The organism is Streptomyces sp. NPDC003943 (assembly GCF_053605265.1).
The window spans coordinates 48,237-71,316 of the sequence record NZ_JBSGIW010000025.1; the positions used below are offsets into that span (position 1 = coordinate 48,237).

At 74.4% G+C, this 23,080-nt stretch carries 18 protein-coding genes and 1 riboswitch; of the genes, 12 read left to right on the plus strand and 6 right to left on the minus strand.

Annotated features, from left to right (window positions below; all coding sequences use genetic code 11):
• Positions 1–353: 353 nt before the first annotated feature.
• Both exaC and ACWEV0_RS13550 read right to left on the minus strand, forming a co-directional pair.
• On the minus strand, positions 354–1,877 hold the full coding sequence (gene exaC / locus ACWEV0_RS13545; protein ID WP_453149316.1) for an acetaldehyde dehydrogenase ExaC: 1,524 nt from the start codon (positions 1,875–1,877) through the stop codon (positions 354–356).
• Positions 1,878–2,056: 179 nt separating this feature from the next.
• Entirely contained in the window at positions 2,057–3,355 is a 1,299-nt protein-coding gene (locus ACWEV0_RS13550) for a GAF domain-containing protein (protein WP_453149264.1), read from the minus strand.
• 207 nt (positions 3,356–3,562) lie between these two features.
• Positions 3,563–3,681, plus strand: a riboswitch (ZMP/ZTP riboswitch).
• A gap of 28 nt (positions 3,682–3,709) precedes the next feature.
• On the opposite strand from ACWEV0_RS13550, the gene ACWEV0_RS13555 reads away from it, so the two are divergent.
• A complete protein-coding gene (locus ACWEV0_RS13555) occupies positions 3,710–4,564 on the plus strand; it encodes a bifunctional 5,10-methylenetetrahydrofolate dehydrogenase/5,10-methenyltetrahydrofolate cyclohydrolase (protein WP_453149266.1) in 855 nt (284 codons plus the stop codon).
• Positions 4,565–4,687: 123 nt separating this feature from the next.
• Complete coding sequence (locus ACWEV0_RS13560; protein ID WP_453149268.1) at positions 4,688–5,437, plus strand: hypothetical protein; 750 nt, start codon at positions 4,688–4,690, stop codon at positions 5,435–5,437.
• 53 nt (positions 5,438–5,490) lie between these two features.
• On the opposite strand, the gene ACWEV0_RS13565 is transcribed toward ACWEV0_RS13560, so the two are convergent.
• Together ACWEV0_RS13565 and ACWEV0_RS13570 are read right to left on the minus strand one after the other, a co-directional pair.
• Positions 5,491–6,951 carry an SWIM zinc finger family protein gene (locus ACWEV0_RS13565; RefSeq protein ID WP_453149270.1) on the minus strand — a complete coding sequence of 487 codons (1,461 nt, stop codon included), beginning with the start codon at positions 6,949–6,951 and terminating at the stop codon, positions 5,491–5,493.
• Positions 6,948–9,833 (minus strand): DEAD/DEAH box helicase, encoded by a 2,886-nt coding sequence (locus ACWEV0_RS13570; protein WP_453149318.1) that lies wholly within the window; start codon positions 9,831–9,833, stop codon positions 6,948–6,950. The genes ACWEV0_RS13565 and ACWEV0_RS13570 overlap by 4 nt, the downstream gene beginning before the upstream one ends.
• Positions 9,834–10,217: 384 nt before the next feature.
• On the opposite strand from ACWEV0_RS13570, the gene ACWEV0_RS13575 reads away from it, so the two are divergent.
• Together ACWEV0_RS13575 and ACWEV0_RS13580 are read left to right on the plus strand one after the other, a co-directional pair.
• Entirely contained in the window at positions 10,218–11,309 is a 1,092-nt protein-coding gene (locus ACWEV0_RS13575; protein ID WP_453149272.1) for a fatty acid desaturase family protein, read from the plus strand.
• Positions 11,310–11,359: 50 nt separating this feature from the next.
• Positions 11,360–11,935: an MOSC domain-containing protein gene (locus ACWEV0_RS13580; RefSeq protein WP_453149274.1), complete on the plus strand. Its 576-nt coding sequence runs from the start codon at positions 11,360–11,362 to the stop codon at positions 11,933–11,935.
• A 162-nt stretch (positions 11,936–12,097) separates the two neighbouring features.
• Here ACWEV0_RS13580 and ACWEV0_RS13585 read toward each other — a convergent pair whose 3' ends face one another.
• Positions 12,098–12,979 (minus strand): hypothetical protein, encoded by an 882-nt coding sequence (locus tag ACWEV0_RS13585; RefSeq protein WP_453149276.1) that lies wholly within the window; start codon positions 12,977–12,979, stop codon positions 12,098–12,100.
• Between the two features lie 188 nt (positions 12,980–13,167).
• On the minus strand, positions 13,168–13,770 hold the full coding sequence (locus tag ACWEV0_RS13590; protein ID WP_453149278.1) for a class I SAM-dependent methyltransferase: 603 nt from the start codon (positions 13,768–13,770) through the stop codon (positions 13,168–13,170).
• A gap of 216 nt (positions 13,771–13,986) precedes the next feature.
• Here ACWEV0_RS13590 and ACWEV0_RS13595 point away from each other — a divergent pair, with 216 nt between their 5' ends.
• From ACWEV0_RS13595 to ACWEV0_RS13630, 8 genes are all read left to right on the plus strand, one after another.
• Positions 13,987–14,889, plus strand: coding sequence for an MHYT domain-containing protein (locus ACWEV0_RS13595; protein WP_453149280.1), 903 nt, complete (start codon positions 13,987–13,989; stop codon positions 14,887–14,889).
• A 576-nt stretch (positions 14,890–15,465) separates the two neighbouring features.
• Entirely contained in the window at positions 15,466–17,964 is a 2,499-nt protein-coding gene (locus ACWEV0_RS13600; RefSeq protein ID WP_453149282.1) for a sensor histidine kinase, read from the plus strand.
• Positions 17,961–18,395 (plus strand): roadblock/LC7 domain-containing protein, encoded by a 435-nt coding sequence (locus ACWEV0_RS13605; RefSeq protein WP_453149284.1) that lies wholly within the window; start codon positions 17,961–17,963, stop codon positions 18,393–18,395. The genes ACWEV0_RS13600 and ACWEV0_RS13605 overlap by 4 nt, the downstream gene beginning before the upstream one ends.
• A gap of 12 nt (positions 18,396–18,407) precedes the next feature.
• Complete coding sequence (locus ACWEV0_RS13610) at positions 18,408–18,869, plus strand: DUF742 domain-containing protein (protein WP_453149286.1); 462 nt, start codon at positions 18,408–18,410, stop codon at positions 18,867–18,869.
• Positions 18,870–19,008: 139 nt separating this feature from the next.
• The gene (locus ACWEV0_RS13615) at positions 19,009–19,584 is read left to right on the plus strand and encodes a GTP-binding protein (RefSeq protein WP_453149288.1); all 576 of its coding nucleotides are present in this window, start codon (positions 19,009–19,011) and stop codon (positions 19,582–19,584) included.
• A gap of 109 nt (positions 19,585–19,693) precedes the next feature.
• Entirely contained in the window at positions 19,694–20,101 is a 408-nt protein-coding gene (locus ACWEV0_RS13620) for a roadblock/LC7 domain-containing protein (protein WP_453149290.1), read from the plus strand.
• A gap of 96 nt (positions 20,102–20,197) precedes the next feature.
• Positions 20,198–21,412 carry a DUF6397 family protein gene (locus ACWEV0_RS13625; RefSeq protein ID WP_453149292.1) on the plus strand — a complete coding sequence of 405 codons (1,215 nt, stop codon included), beginning with the start codon at positions 20,198–20,200 and terminating at the stop codon, positions 21,410–21,412.
• Positions 21,413–21,464: 52 nt separating this feature from the next.
• Positions 21,465–23,027 (plus strand): ATP-dependent DNA ligase, encoded by a 1,563-nt coding sequence (locus ACWEV0_RS13630; RefSeq protein ID WP_453149294.1) that lies wholly within the window; start codon positions 21,465–21,467, stop codon positions 23,025–23,027.
• Positions 23,028–23,080 lie beyond the last annotated feature (53 nt).

A 23,080-nucleotide genomic window follows, 5' to 3' on the forward strand; every position in this document is an offset into this window, starting at 1 on the left:
CCACGCACCCACTCGGGACGCGAATCCGCGCCCAACTCCACCATCGGGCCTGCCCTGCCTCGGCCGCGAAGGGCTCATCCATCGATCCAGGAGCAGCGGCAACCAGCACCATCGGCCCGAACCGACGTAACCTCGTCCGAAACCCAGCTCGGCCGGGAGCCGCCCCGCCGCCCTGCCATCGCAAAGGCCGCAACCCCAGCCAAGACACAGGCAAACGCCGGAACCCACCACGCCATCCGCGAGACACGCCCGCCCGCCTGCCCTCGCCGGCCGGATCGGGCGCTCTGAGCCGTGCGCATGGCCTGCGCCGCTTTGGTCCGGCACAGGCGGCGCCGGCTTCCAGCCTTGGGATGCTAGAAGAACCCCAGCCTCTTGGGGGAGTAACTCTGAAGGATGTTCTTCGTCTGCTGGTAGTGCTCCAGCATCATCTTGTGGGTCTCCCGGCCGATGCCCGACTGCTTGTAGCCTCCAAAAGCACTGTGCGCCGGATACATGTGGTAGCAGTTCGTCCAGACGCGGCCCGCCTGGATCGCGCGGCCCGCGCGGTAGGCGGTGGTGGTGTCGCGGGTCCAGACGCCGGCGCCGAGGCCGTAGAGGGTGTCGTTGGCGGTGCGGATGGCGTCGTCGAAGTCGTCGAAGGAGGTGACGGCGACGACAGGGCCGAAGATCTCCTCCTGGAAGATCCGCATGCGGTTGTCGCCCTCGAAGACGGTGGGCTGGACGTAGTAGCCGCCTGCCAACTCGCCTCCGTGCTGGACGATCTGGCCGCCCGTGAGGATCTTCGCCCCCTCCTTCTGGCCGATCTCCAGATACGAGAGGACCTTGCGAAGCTGGTCGGCGGAGGCCTGGGCGCCGATCATGGTGTCGGTGTCCAGAGGGTGGCCGGGGACGATCTTCTCGGTGCGGGCGACGGCCGCTTCCAGGAACTCGGCGTAGTGGCCGCGCTGGATCAGGGCGCGGGACGGGCAGGTGCAGACCTCGCCCTGGTTGAGGGCGAACATGGTGAAGCCTTCGAGCGCCTTGTCGAGGAAGTCGTCGTCGGCCGACGAGACGTCGTCGAAGAAGATGTTGGGCGACTTGCCGCCCAGCTCCAGCGTGACCGGCTTGAGGTTCTCGGCGGCGTACCCCATGATCAGCCGGCCCGTCGTCGTCTCACCGGTGAAGGCGATCTTCGCGACCCGCGGGGAGGACGCCAGGGGCTTGCCGGCCTCCTCGCCGAAGCCGTTGACGATGTTGATCGCGCCGGGCGGCAGCAGGTCGGCGACCAGACTCATCCAGTAGTGGATGGAGACCGGGGTCTGCTCGGCGGGCTTCAGGACGATCGCGTTGCCCGCGGCGAGGGCGGGCGCCAGCTTCCAGACCGCCATCAGGATCGGGAAGTTCCACGGGATGATCTGGGCGACCACGCCCAGCGGCTCGTGGAAGTGGTACGCGACGGTGTCGTCGTCGATCTGGCTGAGCGCGCCCTCCTGGGCGCGCAGCGCGCCCGCGAAGTAGCGGAAGTGGTCGATCGCGAGCGGGATGTCCGCGGCCAGCGTCTCGCGGACCGGCTTGCCGTTCTCCCAGCTCTCCGCGACCGCGAGCGCCTCCAGGTTCTGCTCCATCCGGTCCGCGATCCGCAGCAGCACCTGCGCCCGCTCGGCCGGCGCCGTACGGCCCCACGCCGGGGCGGCCGCGTGCGCCGCGTCGAGAGCGCGCTCCACGTCCTCGGCGGTGCCGCGGGCCACCTCCGTGAACGGGCGGCCGTCGACCGGGCTCGGATTCTCGAAGTACTGCCCGCGCGCCGGGGCGACGTACTCACCGCCGATCCAGTGGTCGTAGCGCCCCGCGTACGACATGAGCGAACCCTCGGTACCGGGTGCGGCGAAACGGGTCATGGACATGGCCTCCCTCTGTGCGACCCGCGGTGCGGGCTGCAGTGCGACCTGCGGTGCGGCCGCGTGTGACGCGAACGCTCGCGGTGCGGCTGCGTTCGTTGCGGCTGTGTGGTGCGCGCCGCCTGCGACGCGAACGCGTGCGACGCGACCCCGCCGGCCGTCCCTGGCCGGGCCGGCGGTCAGTGCCGAGTGTGCGCCGCCGGACGTTGCAACCCCGTTGCGCCCGAGGCCAGTTCGGTGTCCAGTGCGGCCAGCCGCGCCCGTACGGCAGGGGCCTGCGCCGCCGGTACCGCCGAGGCGAGCGCCCGCCACACCGTCACGTCGTCCTCGCCCCACGCGCTGTACGCCCAGTCCGCCAGGAGCCCCGGATCGCCCCGGTCCACCAGCGCCGCCCGCAGCCGCCCGGCCAGCCGCTCCCTCAGCCGTACGACCCCGGGCGCGCACGACGACGGCAGCAGCGGCCCCGCGTAGCCGGCGAGCGCCGTCGACACGGCCCCCGACGCCAGCCGCCGGTCCACCACCGCGAAGTCCGCGTCCACCGCCTCCGTCAGCCGGTACGGACGGGACGCGAGCACCTCCGCGCCGAGCAGGCCCCGCAGCCGGGACAGTTCCGCCCGCAGCGTCACCGGCGTGACCGACTCGTCCTCGTACAGCAGCGTGAGCAGCTCGTCCCCGGACACGCCCTCCGGGCGCTGCGCCAGGATCACCACGATCTCGCTGTGCCGGCGGCTCAGCCGCAGCCGACGCCCCGCCACGTGCAGCAGCGCCTCGTCCCGGCCGAGGGACGTGAGCCGAGGCCGGCCGGCGGCCGGGGCGGGGGAGACGAGCGCGAGCTGCGACTCGGCGGCCCGCGCCACCGCCTGCACGAACGCCAGGCTGTGCGGATGCGCCAGCCCGTCCCCGCCGGTGATGTCCACCGCCCCGAGCAGCCGCCCGGAGTGCGGATCGTGCACCGGCGCCGCCGCACAGGTCCACGCCTGCACCGGCCGCCGGAAGTGCTCCGCCGCACACACCTGAACCGGCCGGTCCACCGCCATGGCCGTTCCCGGCGCGTTCGTCCCCGCCGCCGACTCCGACCAGCGCGCCCCGGCGACGAAGTTCATCCCGCGCGCGAGGCGCAGCGTTCCCGGATGCCCCTCCACCCACAGCATCCGGCCCGCCGCGTCGCACACCGCGAGCAGATGCTCGCCGTCCCGCGCGTACGCCCCCATCAGCTCCCGGATCACCGGCATCGCCGCCGCCAGCGGATGCTCCTCCCGGTGCCCGGCCAGCTCCTCCTCGTCGAGTTCGACCCGCGCCGCGCCGTCCGGGCTCACCCGCGCCCGTAGCGAACGCCGCCAGGACTCCGCCACCAGCGGCCGGACGGGCGGGCTGCCCGGCGGGGCCGCGAGCGGACCGCCGGCCGTGAACGCCTCGTGCGCCCGCCGGACCGCCGCACCGTCCGTGTCCCCCCACGTGTCACGCCACGTGTCGCTCACGCTCAACTCGGCCTCCCCGTCGAGGTCGTCGGCATCCTGACGTCGTCCTTGACGTCGTCCTGGGCGTCGTCCCGGATGTCGTCCCGGACCGTCGTGGACGTCGTCGTGGACGCCATCGTCATGCGCGCAGGGCGGGCCGACAAGCGTCCGGACCGGCCCGCATACGCGCCCTGACCGGTACCCATCACCCGGGCGTCCCGTAGAGTGGGACCGGGCCGTGACTGGCGCTTGAGGTGGATCACCACCGGGGAGCGGCCCGGCGGACGCGCGTACTCGCAGTACCGGTGCACGCGGCCGTGTCGCAGCCGTGCGCCTGGGCGAACCACCTTCCTCGACGACGCCCAGGAGTGGCCCATGTCCACCAGCACCGCACGCCTCATGGACGGCACCGCGCTCGCCCGCCGCACGGTCGAGGAGACCGCGGCCCGCGCCGCCGAGATCACCCGCCGCACCGGCACCACCCCCTGCCTCGCCACCGTCCTCGTCGGCGCCGACCCGGCCTCCGTCACGTACGTCAAGATGAAGCAGAACCGCTGCGCGAAGGCCGGAATCCGCTCCAAGCACGTAGAGCTGCCCGCCGAGACCACCACCGAGGAGCTCGTCGCGGTGATCACCGCGCTCTCCGAGGACCCCGAGGTCCACGGCATCCTGCTGCAGCACCCGGTCGGCCCGCACATCGACGAGCGCGCCGCCTTCGAGGCCATCGCCCCGGAGAAGGACGTCGACGGCGTCACCATGGCCTCCTTCGCCGCCATGGGCTTCGGCCTGCCCGGCTTCGTCTCCTGCACCCCCGGCGGCATCATGCGGCTGCTCGACGAGTACGAGGTCGAGCTCAGCGGCAAGCGGGCCGTCGTCGTCGGCCGCAGCGCCATCCTCGGCAAGCCCGCCGGCCTGCTGCTCCTCGGCCGTGACGCCACCGTCACCTACTGCCACTCCCGCACCACCGACCTCTCCGCCGCCGTCCGCGAGGCCGACATCCTGGTCGCCGCCGTCGGCAAGCCGCAGTTCATCAAGGGCGAGGACATCAAGCCCGGCGCCGTCGTGATCGACGCCGGCTACAACGCCGGCAACGTCGGCGACGTCGACTTCGACAGCGCCGCCGAGCGCGCCTCCCTCATCACCCCGGTTCCCGGCGGCGTCGGCCCGATGACCATCGCCGTGCTGCTCGCCCAGACCGTCGACGCGGCCGAGCGCCAGCTCGGGCTGTAGGTCTTCCATGGCGTGGGCCCCGGATCTCGTGCGAGCAGCGGGATTGTCACGGTTCTGTACGAGCGGGGCCCAACGCGCCGGTATCGCTCGCCACATGGGCGCGCGCGGGCGAGGCTGATTCCCATGCTCCGCCCGCCGACGGAAACCCCGTCCCGCGACGCCCGGCCACCCAGACGGCCGGGCGTCGTCGTCCTGCCGGTCGCCGCGCTCGCCACCATAGTGGCGCTCTCGGTGGCCTTCACCGCACACGGTGGTACGGCCGAAAGAGATCTGCACGGCGCGCCGCCCCCGGCACACGACACGAGCGGGACAGCCGACCCGGTCAACCCGGTCGACCCGTCCGCCGCGCCACCCGGTCAGCACCCCTCGGCGCAGGCCGAGAGCCCCAGCCCGATGCCCGTCCGCACCGCGGACCGCACGGCGGAGGGCCGCACTGAGGCCACGGCGACGGCCACCGCCGTGCCGCGCCCGTCCGCGACCGCCACGCCCCCGCACCAGCGGCGCGCCACGGCGGCCCCGCCCGCACGCACGCCGTACGACGCCCTGCGCGTCGGCGACTGCTTCGACATCGACCGCGACGCGCCGGGCACCGTCATCCGCCGCGCCTGCGACACGCCCCACGACGCCCAGGTCGTCGCCCGCCCCGTCCTCACCGGCAGCTACGCCGACGACCGCGCGGTACGGGACGCGGCCGCCGCCCTCTGCCGCGCCCCTCTCCGCGTCAAGGCCGCAGAGCAGCCCCTCGGCACCCGCTGGACCACCTTCGTCCAGTACCCGTACCGCACCAGCTACCTCCTGGGCGAGGACAGGATCGCCTGCAGCCTGGCAGCACCGTCGGACACGGGCAGGAAGCTGACGGCGCCGCTGCAGTGAGGCGCGGCGCCCGACCCGTGTGGCGCCGCCGCCGGTTCGAGGTGCCCGCGCCGCTACCCCTCCGCCACTCCCGACAGCGCCGCCGCCGGGTCGTGTTCCGGGGCGCCCGCGGGGGTCCACGTTCCGTCCTCCTCGCGGTACGGCCACCAGCGGCCGTCCTCGCCCAGGCGCAGCTGGAGGTTCGTGCCGGTGAGGGTCCAGCGGGCCGGGCCGGACGGGTGGAGGGCGGGACGGTCGGCGGGTTCCCAGGCTTCCAGAAGACGGGCCTCGGCCCGGCGCAGGGCGTCGGGGCCCGGCGTCCACTCCTCCTCCAGGACCGCGAGGCCGGCCGGGCCGCCGAGGCGCCAGGCGCGGACCGCGAGGTCGAGGCCGGTCCGGGTGCGGCCCGAGCCGGTGGCGAGGCGGGCCGCGATCCACGGCACGGGGGAGCCGGCGGCCAGCCGTACCGCGTCCTGGGCCACCGTCAGGGGCGGGTCGGCGAGCGTCGTCGCGGCGCTCGACTCCGCCTGCGCCTGCGCCGGGCCGGGCGGCGACGGTACCCCTGTGGCGGCTTCGGACAGCAGCCGGTGGGCCCGGGCAGCCGCGTCCGCCGCGAGGAACTCCAGGGCCGCCGGATCGAGGCCCGGCTCCGGGCCGGTCTCCGTGTCGAGGGACGGCGGCTCACCCGGCGCGGCGGACGGGACCGGCGGCGCGGGCAGCGGGGGCAGGATGCCTCCCGCCGCGAACGCCTCCGCCGCCGAGACGCCCGAGACACCCGACGCGCCCACTGCGCCCGACATGCCCGAGCCTCCCGCCGGGCCCGAGCCACCCGCTGCGCCGAAGCCGCCCACCGCGCCGGAGCGCCCGTCCCGCGGCCCGTCGGACCCCGCCGTGGCCCACGCCGCGCTGCGCTCCTGCAGCGCCTCGACCAGCGCGCGCTCGCCCCGTCCCCGCATCAGCAGCAGCACGAACGGGTCCTCGTCGAGCAGCCGCGCCACCTGGTAGCAGAGGGCCGCCGTGTGCGGGCAGTGGTCCCAGGCCTCGCAGCCGCACCGGGGCTCCAGGTCGCCGATGCCCGGCAGCAGTTCGAGCCCGGCCGCCGCCGCGTCCTCAACCAGATGCGGCGGCATCTCGCGGTCCAGCAGGGCCGCGATGTGTCCCGCACTGGCCACCGCCAGGTCGACGAGCCGGTCCCACTCCGCCTCGGACAGCTCCTGGAGCAGCACGTCACTGCGGTACGCCGTGCCGTCCGGGTCCCGCACCAGCGCCGTGATCCGGCCCGGCCGCACCGAGACCGCGCCCACCGCTCCCGCCCGGGCGTGTCGCCGCCCCGTCTTCAACTGCCGGCCGTCCAGCGCCGTGTCCTCAAGGGCCTGCAGCCACGCCCGGCCCCACCAGGTGCGGGCGAACGACCCGCCCTGGACGGGCGGCAGCGCCGCGAAGGTCCGCGTCGCGTCACCGTGGTCCCGGTGGTCCGACCGGTCGCGCTCCTCCGCGTCGTGGCCGTGGTCCCCGTGGGTCCCGTACTCGCTCATCGTCCGTCCTCCCCGCGCAGCCGCACCAGTTCCGAGAGCTCCGCGTCCGTCAGCTCCGTCAGGGCCGCCTCGCCCGAGGCGAGCACCGAGTCGGCCAGTGCCCGCTTGCGCTCCAGCATCTGCGCGATGCGGTCCTCGATCGTGCCCTCGGCGATCAGCCGGTGCACCTGCACCGGCTGGGTCTGCCCGATCCGGTACGCGCGGTCGGTGGCCTGCGCCTCCACGGCCGGGTTCCACCAGCGGTCGTAGTGCACGACATGACCGGCCCGGGTGAGGTTGAGGCCGGTGCCCGCCGCCTTCAGGGAGAGCAGGAAGACCGGCACCTCGCCGTTCTGGAAGCGGGCGACCATCGCCTCCCGCTCGGCGACCGGCGTGCCGCCGTGCAGGAACTGCGTCGGCACGCCCCGCGCCGCCAGATGCGCCTCCAACAGCCGCGCCATCCGCACGTACTGCGTGAAGACCAGCACGCTCGCGTCCTCCGCGAGGATCGTGTCGAGGAGTTCGTCGAGCAGCTCCAGCTTCCCCGAGCGCCCCGCGATGCGCCCCGCGATGCGCTCCGAGACGCGCCGCCCCCCGGCGCCGAGCGCCGGGTCCTCCCACGGGTCCTCCTTCAGATACTGCGCCGGGTGGTTGCAGATCTGCTTGAGCCCGGTGAGCAGCTTGACCACCAGGCCGCGCCGCTCCATCCCGTCCGCCTCGGCGATGGCCGCGAGGGTCTCCCGCACCACCGCCTCGTACAGCCCGGCCTGCTCCTTCGTGAGCGCCACGGTCCGGTCGGTCTCGGTCTTCGGCGGCAGCTCGGGCGCGATGCCCGGGTCCGACTTGCGGCGGCGCAGCAGGAACGGCCGTACGAGCGCGGCGAGTCGCGCCGCCGCGGCCGGGTCGGTGCCGCCCTCGACGGCGGAGGCGTACCGCGTACGGAACGTGCCGAGCCCGCCGAGCAGCCCCGGGGTCGTCCAGTCGAGGATCGCCCACAGCTCGGAGAGGTTGTTCTCGACCGGCGTGCCCGACAGCGCCACGCGCGCCTTCGCGCCGATGGTGCGCAGCGCGCGGGCCGTCGCGGAGTACGGGTTCTTGACGTGCTGCGCCTCGTCGGCGACGACCAGACCCCACGGCCGGTCGGCGAGGCGGGCCGCGTCGAGCCGCATCGTGCCGTAGGTGGTGAGGACGAACCCGCCGTCGGCGAGCCCCTCCAGGGACCGCGCTCCGCCGTGGAAGCGGCGCACCGGCGTGCCGGGCGCGAACTTCTCGATCTCGCGCTGCCAGTTGCCCATGAGCGAGGTCGGGCAGACCACGAGCGTGGGACCGGCCGCCGCCGGATCGGTCTGCCGGTGCAGGTGGAGCGCGATCAGGGTGATGGTCTTGCCGAGGCCCATGTCGTCGGCGAGGCAGCCGCCGAGGCCGAGCGAGGTCATGCGGTGCAGCCAGGCGAGGCCGCGCAGCTGGTAGTCGCGCAGCGTCGCGGCGAGCGCGGCGGGCTGGGCGACGTCCTGCTCGCCGCCGTCCGGATCGGTGAGCCGTGCCCGCAGCCGCTCCACCCAGCCGGTGGCCTGGACCTCGACCTGGCGGCCGTCGACCTCGGTGGTGCCGGTGAGCACGGCGCCGAGCGCGCCGACGGGGGTCAGTTTGCGGTCCTGCCGCGCCCGGGCGCGCCGCACCTCGTCCGGGTCGACGAGCACCCACTGGTCGCGCAGCCGGACCAGCGGCCGGCCGGCCTCGGCGAGCCGGTCGAGTTCCTCGCGGGTCAGCTCCTCGTCGCCGATCGCGAATCGCCAGTGGAAGGAGAGCAGGGCGTCGGCGGAGAGGAACGACGGCAACGCGTCACCCCGGCCCCTGCCATCGCCACCGGCAACGGCGCCGGAATCGCCGGGCGCGCAGTGCTCGTCCGGCGGGCCGATCACGGCCCGCGTGGAGAGCCGATGCGCCAGGTCGCGCGGCCAGTGCACCCGTACGCCCGTGGCGGCGAGCGCGCGAGCGGCCGGCCCGAGCAGCTCGGCCACCTCCTCGTCGGCCAGCTCCATCGCGTCGGGCACCGCCGCCGAAAGGAGCGGCGAGAGCGGCGTCCAGGCGCGTGCCGCCCGCCGCAGCGCGAGCAGCGCGTCCATCCGCGCCCGCGACCCGAAGGCCGCGCCCGCCGGAGCCGTACCGGCCCACACCTCCGCCGCGTCGGCGACGAGCGAGGGATCGGCGACGGCATGCATCTGCAGGACCGCACGGAACGAAGGGGTGTCGGCGGGGGACTCCTCGACGTCCGTCGCCGCGCCCACCAACTCCACGCGCAGCGACAGACGTACGCCCGCGTCATGGCCGGCCGCCACGTCCGCAGCCCACGCGCGCTGGTGCGGCAGTGCCTCGGGCGCATGGTGCTCGTCGGCCGCGAACGCGGGGCCGCCGGCGGCGAGAGCGGCGGCCGGAGTGCGGGGCAGGACGTCGGCGACGGCGTCGGCGAACGCCCGGAGCAGCTCCTCGGGTTCGGGCAGCAGCGGTCCGCCGTCCTCGTCCGGTTCCGGAAGCGGTACGGCGTGGGCCGACGGTGGCATCGACGCGGCCAGGTCGCGCAGGGCCGCCAGGTCCTCGGGGCCGAGCGGGCCGACGCGCCAGGCGTCGTGGTCGTGCGGGGTGAGGCCGGGGAGGATCAGCCCGCGGGAGACCAGGTCCAGGGAGAAGAGCACGGCCGCGCCCCAGAAGGCAGCCGACGGGGAGGCGTTCTCGTCGAAGCGCGCCCGGGCGAGGACGGGCAGGGCCTCCCGTACGGAGAGCAGGTGGGCGCGGACGGTCCGCGGCCGCACGTCGGCGTCGACGACGGTCAGCTCGGTGCCTGACTCGAACGAGCCGGGGGACCAGAAGGCGATCCGCCCCGCGCGATACGGATCGGAGGGCAGGAAGAGGGCGCTGCTGCGGGCGAGTTCAGAAGTCGGGGGTGACGACGAGGACGAGGACGACGATGTGAGCGAGTAAGAGGGCGACGGTGAGAGCGAGGACGAGGGCGACTGCGACGGAGACTGCGACAACGCATTCCTCAAATTTGACTACTGGGGTCGAGCGGCCGAGGGTAGTTCAACTCCCCTTCCACAGGCGAACCTTGACGCTGTGATCCCCGTCACTCCGTGTCGTCGGGGTGGGGACAGCCCCACCCCCGCCCCCTGGCCGCCCCCCGACCTGGTCCGGGTGGTGACGCCATGGCCCGGGACGATCACCGATCCGTACGTTTTCGGTAGCCGGCGCGGCCCGCGCCCCGGCCCCTTCCCCGGACCCCGGAGACCGACATGCCCCAGGCCACCGCGACCCTCACCGCGCCGCCAGCACCCGCAGCAGCACCCCACCCCAAGGGCGCCGGCAGCGAGTTCGCCCCGCTCCTCCGGACCGTCAAGGCGCAAGGACTCCTCGACCACCGCCCCGGCTGGTACGCCCGGGGCATCGTCGCCAACCTCCTCGGCATCGCAGCGGTCGTCACCGGCCTCGCCCTCGTCGGCCCGTCCTGGTGGGCCCTGCCCCTCGCCCTCCCGCTCGCCCTCTTCTCCGCCCGGGTCGCCTTCGTCGGCCACGACGCCGGCCACGCGCAGATCACCCGCAACCGCGGAATCAGCCGGCTGATCCAGCTCGTCCATGCCAACCTGCTGCTCGGCATGAGCCGCGAGTGGTGGAACGACAAGCACAACCGCCATCACGCCAACCCCAACCACCTCGACAAGGACCCGGACGTCGCCGCCGACGTCCTCGTCTTCGCCGCCCACCAGACCGCCGACCGCACCGGCCTGCGCCGCTGGCTCACCCGCCACCAGGCATGGCTCTTCTTCCCGCTCACCACCCTGGAGGGCATCGCCCTCAAGGTGTACGGCGTTCAGGCCCTGCTCTCCCGCACAGGCCCCTACCGCACCCCGCGCGAACGCCTCGTCGAGGGCGCCCTGCTCCTCGCCCACCTCGCCGGCTACGCGACCCTGCTGCTCACCCTGCTGACCCCGCTCCAGGCCCTCGTCTTCGCGTTGCTCCACCAGATGCTGCTCGGCGTGCACCTCGGCATGGCCTTCGCCCCCAACCACAAGGGCATGGAGAGGCCCGACGCCCACCCGGACGGCGACTCCTGGGGCCATCTGCGCCGCCAGGTCCTCACCTCCCGCAACATCCGCGGCGGCGTCGTCACCGACTGGTTCCTCGGCGGCCTCAACTACCAGATCGAGCACCACCTCTTCCCCAGCATGCCCAGGCCCCATCTGCGCCGCGCCCAGTCCGCCGTCCGCGCGCACTGCGAGGCGCTCGGCCTCCCGTACACCGAGACCGGCTTCGTCGAGTCCTACCGCGAGGCCCTCGGCCACCTGCACGAGGTGGGCGCCCCGCTGCGGGTCCAGGGCATCGCATAGGGTCGAGAACGCGCCGCTCCGGCGCGGCAGGGGAAGGGGAGCTCCACATCATGAGCGCAGGCACGACCGACGCCCTCGGCACCGGCACCGGCACCGTCACGACGGTCAGCAGCAACGGCACCTACTCGTTCACCAAGCCCAACCGGACGAGCATCACGCTCCTCGCCGGCCTCGGCGTCGAGGGAGACGTGCACGCCGGAGTGACCGTCAAGCACCGCTCCCGGGTCGCGAAGGACCCGACCGTGCCCAACCTGCGCCAGGTCCACCTCATCCACGCCGAGCTGTTCGACGAGGTGGCGGGCGCCGGTTTCGAGGTCACGCCGGGTGCCCTCGGCGAGAACGTCACCACCAGCGGCATCGACCTGCTCGGCCTGCCCACCGGCACCCGGCTGCACCTCGGCGCCGAGGCCGTCGTCGAGGTCACCGGACTGCGCAACCCGTGCGCCCAGATCGACAACTACCGGCACGGACTGCTGAAGCAGGTCCTCGGCCGCGACGAGAACGGGCAGATCGTCCGCAAGGCCGGGATCATGTCGATCGTGCTGACCGGCGGCGAGGTGCGGCCCGGCGACGCGATCAGGGTCGAGCTGCCGGAGGGGCCGCACCGCCCCCTGGAGATGGTCTGACCCGCTCCCTGTCCAGGGCACGGGAGTTGACCACGTCACCGCCCACCGCCCACCGCCCACCGCCCTCCGACTGGCTGATCAGTCGGTTCGCGGGCGGGGCGGCGTCGGCACGGCGGCGCGATGAGCGCCACGCCACCTCAGCCCGCACCACGGGGCGCGCGCTCAGCTCGGTCGTACCGCCATCGCGTCAAGCGCTTTGAGGAGCGCGGGCAACCGCGGTCCACGGGTCACCGGCAGCACCTCGTTCGGCGCCTCGTCGAGCAGGACGAAGGCCATGTCGTCGGTGCGGGCCACGAGCGACCAGCCGGGACCGTCGGCGCGCAGCATCCGTGCCTCACCGGCCGCGAAACTGGACCGGACCCGGCCGACAGGCGGTGCCTCCTCGACGTACGCGCCGAGCTCTCGGAGGACCCGGCGCAGGGCGCCCTGCGGACCGGAGCCCTCGTCCGCGGCCCCGTCGCCCGCCCCGACCTCGCCACCCTGCCCCGTGCCGTCCCCGCCGTCCGCGGTGCCGCCCATACGGGATCGCCACTCGTCCCACTGCAGGGCCACCATGTCGGCGCCCATGCGCCGCTGGGCCGGGCCCCAGGTGGTGCCGTCCGGCGGGGCGAGCGGCGCGGGGGCGCCCTCCTCGGGCGCGGGGTCGTGGGGTGCGGGCAGGCCGGGTGCGGCGGTGGCGACGGCGAGCGGCCAGCCGGGCAGCGCGCACACCACGGACCGCTCGTCGGGGGAGAGGTCGTACTCCATGCCGCAGTCCCAGGAGGCGATGGCGACGGCGACCAGCGACACGTCGTCCACGACCACGGTCCACCGGGCGCCCGTGCCGTCCTGGCCGAGCACGAGCCCGTAACCGCCGGCCCACGCCTCCAGGCGCAGGGCCGCGCAGGCGGCCGGATAGTCGTCGCCGAGCACGCTCGGGAACTGCGCCGGCGTGAGCAGCGCCGCCGTCAGTACGAACAGCGCGTCGTCGTCAGCGGCGTCGACGCCGGCGTAGCCTGCCGTGCCGCTGGCGGCGCCGCTCGCGACGGATTCCGGTGCGCCCACGTCAGCCTCCCCATCGCGTCCCCGTCTGGTCGTCGGCGCACACTAACCAGTGAGTAACCCGCCCGTCGAGAGCTGTTCCGTGATCTCCGCGGAACTTCCGGAACTTCTCGGCCGGCGGGCTCGTTGAGGGGCGATCCGGGCGGCCGCGTAGCCGGCAGGGCTCGGCCGGCCTCGTTCGTGGCCCGCGGTCACCGGGTACGGCGCACGGCCAGCGCCAGGTAGCGATGGTCCTCGTCCGTGTAGCTCCGCAGCTCCCAGCCCGAAGCGGCGAGCAGCGGGCCGAGGTTGGGCTCGGCGCGCAGGTCGTCGTCGGTGATCTGCCGACCGTGCCGGGCGGCCAGCGCGGCACGGCCGATCGGGTGGAAGAGCGCGAGCCGCCCGCCGGGCCGCACCACCCGGGCCAGCTCGCGCAGATCCCTGGCCGGGTCGGCGAGGTGCGAGATCAGCCCCGCCCCGAACACCGCGTCGAGCGCCCCGTCCCGCAGCGGCAGCCGGGCGACGTCCGCGAGCAGCAGCGCGCCGGCCGCGCGGCGCCCCGCCTTCGCCGCCGCTATGAGCATCTCGGGCGTCAGGTCCGCGCCGATCACCGTGCCCGTCGGGCCGACCGCCGCGCGCAGCGGCGGCAGCGCGCGGCCGGTGCCGCAGCCCGCGTCCAGGACGGCGTCGCCCGGAAGCAGGCCGAGGTCGGCGACGGCCGCGGCATAGGCGGGGCCGTCGCCGGGGAACCGGGAGTCCCAGGTGGCGGCACGGGCGCCGAAGAACTCTCGTACCTGTGTGGGGTCATCGCTCATGCGTCCCATGATCCATCACGCTCAGCCGCCTCCGGTGTCACTCACAGGCGTGATTCCCGGGGTGCGTCGTACCACCTATTCGCCCGGAAGAGTGAACGATCTGTGCGCATGTTCGACCTCGCCCTGATCGTTCGGGAACGTCTCTCTGTCATATTCCATCAGCTTTCGAAATGCGCCCCCGGTGCGCCCCCAGGGGCGCACTAGCGTCCCCGGGTCATGGGACACCTGGACCACGCCACCTACGGCTGGCTGACACCCGTGCTGTCGTACGCGATGGCCTGCATCGGCGCCGCCCTCGGCCTGCGCTGCACCGTACGCGCTCTCGAGGCCACCGGCCGCTCACGCCGCAACTGGCTGCTCACCGCCGCCTCCGCCATCGGCACCGGCATCTGGACCATGCACTTCGTCGCGATGCTCGGCTTCGGCGTCACCGGCACCGACATCCGCTACGACGTACCCCTCACCCTCCTCAGCCTGGCCATCGCCATGCTGGTCGTCGGCATCGGGGTCTTCGCGGTCGGACACGGCCGCGACCCCATCCGCTCGCTCCTCATCGGCGGCCTCACGACGGGCGTCGGCGTGGCGAGCATGCACTACACCGGCATGGCGGCGCTGCGACTGCACGGCCGGGTGACCTATGACCCGGTGCTCGTCGCTCTCTCCGTCGTCATCGCCGTCGTGGCCGCCACGGCGGCCCTCTGGGCGGCGCTCAACATCCACCGGCCGGCAGCCGTGGCGATCGCCTCCCTCGTCATGGGCGCCGCGGTCAGCAGCATGCACTACACCGGCATGTTCGCCGTCGGGATCGAGGTCGACCCCTCCGCCGCGCCGCTCTCCGGGGTCAGCGCCATGCAGTTCATCTTCCCGCTCGCCGTCGGCCTCGGCTCCTACCTCTTCATCACCGCCGCCTTCGTCGCCCTCTCGCCGACCGCGAGCGAACGCGCCGCCTACGCCTCCGCCGAACGCCTCACCGAACCCGACGAACGCGCCGTCGACGTGGCACCCACCGGCTTCCGCCCCGACCCGGACCGCGTCCGCGAGCCCGGCCCCAGGCCCGCCTACGCCTACCCGTCCGGCCCCGTGCACGGCCCGGTCGACCCCCACGACGCACGCGCCTGACACCGCCCGCGGCGCACCCCCCGTACCCCTTCCGCATTCCCCGTCCGCCCGTCGGCCCGTTGGCCCCGTCCCCCCCCCGCCCGCCCACGCCAGCACCAGCGGACCCGCCGCTCCCACCGGGTCCGTGCACGAAGGAACGAGGAGGCCATGCGAACTCCCCGCAGGACCCCGGACGACGGGGTTCCCGCACAGCCGCCCGCCGCGGCACGCGGCCGCCGCGCGCACGCCGGACCACCCGCCGACGAGCCGACGGCGCCGCGCGAACGGACCGGACGACGCGAAAGGACCGCACCACGCGAACGGACCGGCTCACGTGAACGGACCGCATCGCGCGAAGGGATCTCCGAACGGCCCCTCGCACGGACCCCTGAGCCGGCCCTCCGGTCGACCCCCGAGTCGTCCTCCGAGTGGATCCCTGAGCGGCCCCCCGAGCCGGCCACCGGGGCCGATCCCGGGCCCGTCGCCACCGCGCCCGCGGCGGACGCGCCGCCGGAGCCCGCGCCCGCCGGCCCGTCGGCCCGCCGTCCCCGCGGCCTGCGGCCGCGCACCGTCCGCGCGAAGATCGTCTCCCTCCTCATGGTCCCGGTCCTCTCGCTCCTCGCCCTCTGGGGCTTCGCCACCGTCACCACCGCCCAGGACATCGCCCGACTCCGGCTCCTCGAGTCCGTCGACGCCGACCTACGCCAGCCCGTCGTCCAGGCCCTCACCGCCCTCCAGGACGAACGCCGCGCCGCCGTACGCCAGGCGACCGCCCCCACCGCAGGACGCGCCGCCGAGCTCAAGGACCGCGTCCGGGCCACCGACGCCGCCGTCGCCCGGCTCCGCCTCGACGACCGGCACACCGTCGCCGACGGCGGCGGCCTGCCCGCCGACGCCGACGTCTCCACCCGCCTCACCGCCTTCGTCGACCGGGCCGAGGCCCTGCACCGGCTCCGCACCGCGGCCGCCGCCGGCCGCGCCGACGCGGACCGCCTCTACACCACGTACACCGACACCATCTCGGCCGGCTTCGCCGTCGGCGGCGCCCTCGCCTCCATCGAGGACCCCCGCAGCGGCTCCGAGGCCCGCGTGCTGCTCGAACTCGCCCGCTCCGGCGAGATGCTCGCCCGCGAGGACACGCTCCTCGGCGCCGCCCAGCTCACCGGCCGCTTCGAAGCACAGCCGCTGCGCGACTTCGGTGCCGCCGTGGCGGCCCGGCGCACCCTCACCGACTCCGCCACCGCCGACCTGCCCACCGCGCAGCGCACCGCCTGGCGCGCACTCACCAGCACGCCCGGATACCGCGCGCTCACCGCCGCCGAGGACCGGCTGCTCGCCGCCGCCCCCGGCCGGCGCGCCGCCCAGGCCGTCACCTCCGGCGACTGGGACACCGCCCACGCCTCCGTACGCGAGGGAACCAGCTCCGTCGAACAGGCCGCCCGCGCCGCCACGGCCGACCGCCACGACCCCCTCGGCGGCGGTATGCCGATCGCCGGCGCCGCCGCCGTCCTGCTCGGCCTCGCCGCCGTCGCCGCCTCGCTCGCCATCTCCGTACGCATCGGCCGCGGCCTGGTCGTCGAGCTCGTCAGCCTCCGCAACACCGCCCTGGAGATCGCCCGCCGCAAACTCCCCGCCGCCATGCGCCGGCTGCGCGCCGGCGAGGAGCTCGACGTCCACGCCGAGGCACCGCCCGGCCCCACCCCGCAGGACGAGATCGGCCAGGTCGGCGAGGCCCTCACCACCGTCCACCGCGCGGCCCTGTCCGCCGCCGTCGAACGCGCCGAACTCGCCAGCGGCATCTCCGGCGTCTTCGTCAACCTCGCCCGCCGCAGCCAGGTCCTGGTGCACCGCCAGCTCAACCTGCTCGACAGCATGGAGCGCCGCGTCGACGACCCCGGCGAACTCGGCGACCTGTTCCGGCTCGACCACCTCACCACCCGCATGCGCCGCCACGCCGAGAGCCTCATCATCCTCTCCGGCGCCGCACCCGGCCGCGCCTGGCGCGTGCCCGTCCTGCTCACCAACGTCGTCCGCGCCGCCGTCTCCGAGATCGAGGACTACGCGCGCGTGGAGGTGCGCCCACTCCCCGAGACCGCGGTCACGGGCGGCGCCGTCGCCGACCTCACCCACCTCCTCGCCGAACTCATCGAGAACGCCACCCAGTTCTCCCCGCCGCACACCAAGGTGCGGATCAGCGGCGAACCCGTCGGAAACGGCTACGCCCTGGAGATCGAGGACCGCGGGCTCGGCATGGGCAAGGAGACCCTGGCCGAGGCCAACGCCCGGATCGACCGGTCCGAGGCCCTCGACCTCTTCGACAGCGACCGGCTCGGCCTGTTCGTCGTCAGCCGCCTCTCCTCGCGCCACGACATCAAGGTGCACCTGCGTACCTCGCCGTACGGAGGCACCACCGCCGTCGTCCTCCTCCCCACCGATCTGCTGCAGAGCGCTCTCCCGCCCGGCCGTACCGCCGCCACGGAGACGCTGTCGCAGGCCCACGGGCCCGAGGCCGCGGGCGAGCGGGCGGCCGCGGCCGAGCCCGCCGTGCCCCGGCCCCGTATCGCCCCCGACCCGCCTCGTGTCCCCGCGCTCGCGGCCCCCTCGTCTGCTGCGCCCCCGGCTCCTTCGTCCCCTGCCGCCGCGGAGCCGGGCCCGCCGCCGGCCGGTGTCACCGCCCTGCACACCCGGACCGCGCCGCCGCGAGGTGAGAGCCGCGCCGAGGGGCGGGGTGAGGGCCGGGGGAAGGGTCAGGGCGGGGGCCGGGGGCAGAGCGACAGCGGAAACGGTGACGGCGCGGAGCTGCCCCGCCGGGTGCGCCAGGCCAGCCTCGTACCGCAGTTGCGCGAAGCACCCCCGGCGCCCGATCCGGCCGCCGTCTTCGGTGCTGTGGAGGTCTCGGGGGTGCGGACTCCGGAGCAGGTCAGAGACCGCATGTCCGCCTACCGCGACGGCTGGCGGCGTGGCGGCGGAGCGGCTCCCGGCACCCCCGGCGCCCCCGGTGCCCCGCGAAGGACTCTCGGCAACGGCCACACCCCCGATCCCGGCGGCAACGGCCCCGTATCCAGCGACCCCGCCCGTGAAGGAGACGACGAATGATCGACCACGAGAGGATTTCCCACCACCGCTCCGGAGAACTCGACTGGCTCCTGGACGACCTCGTCATGCGCGTCCGCGAGGTCCGCCACGCCGTCGTGCTCTCCAACGACGGACTCGCCGTCGGCGCCTCCAACGGCCTCAGCCGCGAGGACGCCGAGCACCTGGCTGCCATAGCCTCCGGCTTCAACAGCCTCGCCAAGGGCGCCGGACGCCAGTTCCACACCGGCGGGGTGCGCCAGACGATGGTCGAGATGGACGACGGCTTCCTCTTCGTCGCCGCGGCCGGCGACGGCTCGTGTCTTGCCGTACTCGCCGGCGCACACGCCGACATCGGGCTGATCGCCTACGAGATGGCCCGCCTGGTGAAACGGGTCGGCGAGCACCTGCACACGCCGCCGCGGCTGACGGTGACCCCGCCGGCCGCAGGCTGACCGGAGACCCCCATGAACGAGGACAGCGCCGGCAGCGGGAGCACCGGCATCCGCACCGGCACCGGCACGGGCGGCGAGGCCGGCCCGACCGCGCCGGGCAGCCAGTGGTACGACGCCGAGGCGGGGCCGCTCGTCCGGCCGTACGCCATGACCGGCGGCCGCACCAAGCCGGGACCCAGCAACGTACGGTTCGACCTCATCGCGCTCGTCGTCGTCGACGACCAGCCGCCGGACCGGGCCGCCGAATCGCTGCTCGGCCCCGAACACCGAGCCCTGCTCCAACTGTGCCGGGCCGAGACGCAGTCCGTCGCCGAACTCTCCGCCGACGCCGACCTACCCGTAGGGGTCGTCCGGGTCCTCCTGGGCGACCTCCTCGAAGCGGGCTTCGTGAAGGTCAGCAGGCCCGTGCCGCCCGCACAGCTCCCTGACGAACGGATCCTGAGGGAAGTCATCGATGGCCTACGAGCGCTCTGAGCCCACCCAGCCCACCCAGAGCAACCCGAGTGCCCAGAGCACCCAGAGCACCCCGAGTGCCCAGACCACCTTGAGCAATCCGAACACCACCCCGAGTTCGCAGAGTTCGCAGAGCACGCAGAGTGTCCCGGCGAGCGGTTTGGACACCACCGCGCTCGCCCTGAAGATCCTGGTCGCCGGCGGCTTCGGCGTCGGCAAGACCACCCTGGTCGGCGCGGTCAGCGAGATCCGCCCACTGCGGACAGAGGAACAGCTGAGCCGGGCCGGCGAGTCCGTCGACGACACCGGCGGCGTCGACCAGAAGACCACCACGACCGTCGCCATGGACTTCGGCCGCATCACCATCCGCTCGGGACTCTCCCTCTACCTCTTCGGGACACCGGGCCAGGACCGCTTCTGGTTCCTGTGGGACGAGCTGTCCCAGGGCGCGCTCGGCGCCGTCGTCCTGGCCGACACCCGGCGCCTGGAGGACTGCTTCCCGGCCGTCGACTACTTCGAGCACCGCCGCATCCCGTTCGTCGTGGCCGTCAACTGCTTCGCGGGCGCCCGGACCTACGGTGCCCACGACGTCTCGCGCGCCCTCGACCTGGACCGCGGCACCCCGGTCGTGCTCTGCGACGCCAGGGACCGCGACTCGGGGAAGGAGGTGCTCATCCGGCTTGTGGAGTATGCGGGGCGGATGCACACCGCGCGGCTCCTCGACTCCGTGGGCTGACGACGGCGCGCGGGGGGTGAAGGGGTGCTTGCCCTGTCCACGACAGTGCGTAAGGCTGGCCGGACACACGCACACGGGGCCGTACGGGGCCACAGGGGGAGGAAAACACATGGCGCTGGACCGAGGACTCGACTGGCTGCTCGACGACCTGACCCGCCGGGTCGACGCGATACAGCACGCGCTGGTGCTGTCGAACGACGGACTGGTGACGGGCGCGAGCAGCGGACTCGCGCGGGAGGACGCCGAGCACCTGGCCGCCGTCTCCTCCGGCCTGCACAGCCTGGCCCGCGGTTCGGGCCGGCATTTCAAGGCGGGCCGGGCCCGGCAGACGATGGTCGAGTTCGACGAGGCCCTGCTCTTCGTGACGGCCGCCGGAGAAGGCAGCTGCCTGTGCGTGCTCAGTGCCGCCGAGGCGGATGTCGGCCAGGTCGCCTACGAGATGACGCTGCTGGTCAACCGGGTGGGCGAGCACCTGGGCGTGGCGGCGCGGCATCCGGGCGGCGGGACCGGCGACTGAGAGTTATCCACAGGGCGAGCGAACTGTCGTCACTGTGCGTTACGGTCATCACCGAAAGTGTTCGAGCTGAACGCATGACGGGGGAGGACCGATCGCATGACCACGCAGGAGACCACGCGGACCACGCGGACGACACGGATGACGCAGGCGGCGCAGGCGACGGAGACGGACCGGACGGCGCAGGCGGCACAGGAGCCGAAGGCGCCGCAGGCCAAGGCCGACACGGAGTTCCCGGCGACGGTGGCTCCAGGGCGCGCCGCGCGGGAACTGGGACTGAGGCGCGACGAGTTCGAGTTCGCCGTCTACACGGGAGCCGTCCGTACGGTGCCGGGCCCCGCGCCCGGCCCGGCGGACGGCCCGGTCGACCTGGCACGGCGCCGGGTACCGCGCGCCGAGATCGAACGGCTCCGGGCCGCCGAGGACTTCCCGGCCGGACTGCGCGAGCGCGTCCGGGCCGTCGGGACGAACGAGGGCGCCGCGCTGCTCGACATCACCCCGAGCCGCTTCAGCCGACTGGCCCGGACGGGGCACTTCAGCCCCGTGCGCTTCTACGTCAGCCGCTACCGGTCCGTCGTCTGGCTCTACCCGGCCGCCGAACTGGGGGAGTTCGCCATCGAGCACCCGGGGCTGCTCGTCGGCCGGTTCCCGCTCGACGTCCGTGAGCGGGAGGACGAGTGCCCGGACTGGCGGCCCCGCAACTGGCGGGCCCGGCGGCTCGGCATGCTGCTCAGGGCCCATGACGACCCCTGGGTGCGCACGGCCGCCATCGGCTCGCTCCTCGACCCCGCCCATCTGGCCGAGGTCGTCGACGACCCCTTCGAACGGGCCTATCTCGACCGGCTCCGGCCGGCACCGCCCAGCTGGCGGCCCGCCTCCCCGGTCGCCCGGGAGATGGCCGACCGGCTGATGCTCGCCGACGACCCCGACGAGATCCTCTGGCACCGCATGAGCCTCGCCCTCGCCCTGGACGAGGCCCGCGCCGACCGCGACGTGCCGCGTCCGGGCGCGGCACGCAAGACGTCGGCGCGCCTGGCCCCACCAGTCCCCGCACACGAGCCCTGGCCCGAGCCCGTACTCGAGTCCGAGCCGGAGCCCATTCCCGAGCTCATTCCCGGGTCCTGGCCCGAGCTCATTCCCGAGTCCTGGCCCGAGCCAGTGCCTCAGCCCGTGTCGGTGGTGCGGCCGGAGGTCCGGGTGGTGAGCGCCTCCGGGCGCCCGCCGGTGGCGACACGTCCGCCCGGCAGGCGGATCCGGCGCGGTCTCCTCGACCGGCTGCGCGGCCGGAGGGCGGGCAGATCCCGGCGGGAGTGACGGACGGTACGGCCGGGGTGCGCGGCCCGGCGGGCGCGGGCACGATGGGCGCATGCTCCTTGCCCGGGTCGCGGAGGTGTCGGGGCAGGTCGCCGCAACGTCGGCGCGGTCGCGGAAGACCGCTCTGCTCGCCGAACTGTTCGCGGAGGCCGAGCCCGAGGAGAGCCCGCTGGTCATCGCCTATCTCTCCGGGCGGCTCCCGCAGGGGCGCATCGGGGTCGGCTGGAGCGTGCTCAAGAACGTCCTGCCGCCGGCGGTGCCGCCCGCCGGGCAGCCACTGCTCACCCTGACCGGTACCGACGCGGCGATGACGGAACTGGCGGGCGTCTCCGGCGCCGGCGCGCACGCCCGGCGGCTCGGGCTCGTGCGCGAGCTGCTCGCCGCGGCGACGCTGCCCGAACAGGAGTTCCTGATCCGGCTGCTTTCCGGCGAGGTCCGCCAGGGCGCCCTGGACGCCGTCGCCCTCGAAGGTGTCGCCAGTGCGGCGTCGGTCGCGCCCGCGGAGCTTCGGCGCGCCGTGATGCTGGAGGGCTCGCTGCCCCGGGTCGCGCGGGCCGTGCTCGCCGAAGGGCCGGCCGCCCTCGACCGGTTCACGCTGCGGGTCGGCAGCCCCGTGCAGCCGATGCTCGCGCACACGGCGGGGAGCGTCACCGAGGCCGTTGCGGCCCTCGGGCCCTGCGTGGTGGAGGAGAAGCTCGACGGCATCCGCATCCAGGTGCACCGGCGTGGCGACGAGGTCCGGGTCCACACCCGCTCCCTCGACGACATCACCGACCGGCTCCCCGAGGTGGTCGCCATTGCGCGGGCCACGGAAGGTGACCCGTTCGTCCTGGACGGCGAGGTCATCGCCCTCGACCCGGCGACCGGCCGCCCGATGCCCTTCCAGGACATCGCGTCCCGGGTCGGCTCGCGCGTCGACGTGGAAACGGCACAGGCCGCGTTGCCCCTGTCGCCCGTCTTCTTCGACGTGCTGGCGGCGGAAGGCGAGCCCCTGGTGGACCGGCCCGGCAGCGAACGGCACGCCGTGCTCGCGCGGCTGCTGCCCGAGCCGCTGCGGGTGCGCCGTGCCGTCGTCGCCGACTCGGCGGACCCGGCGGCGGTGGACGCGGCCGAGGCGTTCTTCCGGGAAACCCTGGCCCGCGGCCACGAGGGCGTCCTGGTCAAGGCGCTCGACGCGCCCTACGTCGCGGGACGGCGCGGCCGCACGTGGCTGAAGGTGAAGCCCGTGCACACCCTCGACCTGGTCATCCTCGCCGCCGAATGGGGCCATGGCCGACGCACCGGACTGCTCTCCAACCTGCACCTGGGCGCCCTGGCCGACGACGGCACGTTCGTGATGCTCGGCAAGACCTTCAAGGGCCTCACCGACGAGATGCTCCGCTGGCAGACCGAGCGGCTCGGTGAACTCGCCGTCTCCGACGACGGCTTCACCGTCCGCGTCCGCCCCGAACTCGTCGTCGAGATCGCCTACGACGGCCTTCAGCGCTCCACCCGCTACCCGGCCGGCGTCACGCTCCGCTTCGCCCGGGTGCTCCGCCATCGCCCGGACAAGCGGGCGTCCGAGACCGACACGGTCGGGCAGGTCCTGGCGAGTGGCCGAAAGGAAGGGGCCTGAGGGGCCCGTGATCCTCCGCGGACCGGGCCGGCCAGGGCATCAGCATGGTTCCG